The organism is Microbispora sp. CL1-1 (assembly GCF_012034195.1).
Taxonomy (GTDB): domain Bacteria; phylum Actinomycetota; class Actinomycetes; order Streptosporangiales; family Streptosporangiaceae; genus Microbispora.
In genome coordinates this window covers 1-1,111 of the sequence record NZ_JAATEK010000136.1, presented here as the reverse complement: position 1 = coordinate 1,111, position 1,111 = coordinate 1, and the positions used below count along the sequence as shown (strand labels likewise).

The 1,111-nt window shown below is 74.0% G+C and carries 1 protein-coding gene; it reads right to left on the bottom strand.

The window, feature by feature from the left end:
- On the bottom strand, positions 1-532 hold a 532-nt coding region (locus tag HCK04_RS40285), incomplete at its 3' end, for an FAD-dependent monooxygenase (RefSeq protein WP_185949121.1).
- Positions 533-1,111: the final 579 nt, after the last annotated feature.

Below are 1,111 nucleotides of genomic sequence, written 5' to 3'. Positions count from 1 at the left end.
CCGAAACCCGCCCGGCCTCCCGGCGTACGCGCAAACCCACCGGGTGAGCGCCATCGGCGACCGGAACCGGGCGGAACCCGACCGGCGGGCTCGGCACACGACCGAGCCCGCCCTTCTCATCCCGAAAACCCTCGCTGTACGAGCGGGCGGTCCGCATCGGGGATCGCGACACGGCCGGGTGCGTGCCCGGACATGGCCAGCGTGACAGACGACCGATCCGTCGGAGAACGCGTCCGAGCGGGCCTCCGCCGAGCGACGACGCCGCCCGCTCGGACGCGCGCACCGCGGCGAAGCCGTACTCGGTCATCCGCCGCTCGTACTCCCCGATCGCGGCCGTCAGGGACGCGCCCGAGGACACGGCCGCGCGGAGCGTGCGGCAGGGCAGCGCCGCGTCCAGCAGCGCGCAGTTCGCCCCCGAGCCCTGGGCCGGGCTCATCGCGTGGACGGCGTCTCCGAGCACCGTGACGGCGGACGCCTCCCACGGCGCGACGGGCACCGAGCTCCTGATCGGGACGCAGGAGGTCTGGTCCACGTCGGCGGCCTCGATCCAGCCGCACCAAGGCCGGGTGCCAGCCCACGACGCGCTCGGCCACGAAGCGGTGCAGGTGTCCGGCGCCGCGGGACGACAACTCGGCATCGGAGCCGGGCAGCAGGGCGGCGGGCACGGCGAGCGGCCACATCACGTAGTCGCCCCGCCAGCGCGGATCCAGACCCGGCCACAGCCGGGCCGCCGCCCGTGCCGGATCCTCTCGCAGGCGCATGAGCCCGAGCGCCAGGCCCAGCCGGCCCGCCCGTACGGACATGGATCCCCCCGCCAGCCGGGACGGCAGCAGCTCGGCCACCTCCTCGGTCAGCGGTGTCCTCCCGTAGACGCACCGGGTGCCGAGGTCCTTGATCCGCGCGTGCTGGAGCAGTTCGCGGCGCACCCGATATATGAAACGATTCATATGGCCCCGTTCCGGTCGGTGAGCGCGCAGAGCATGCCGACCTGCGCGGCCCCAAGGCTGCCGCCTCCCCCCAGGATGAACGCCGTCGTTATCGGCCGCTTCCCCACACGCCCCGGCCGCAGTTCCCTTTCCTCCCCGTACGTACACCACCGTTCCGTCCGCCG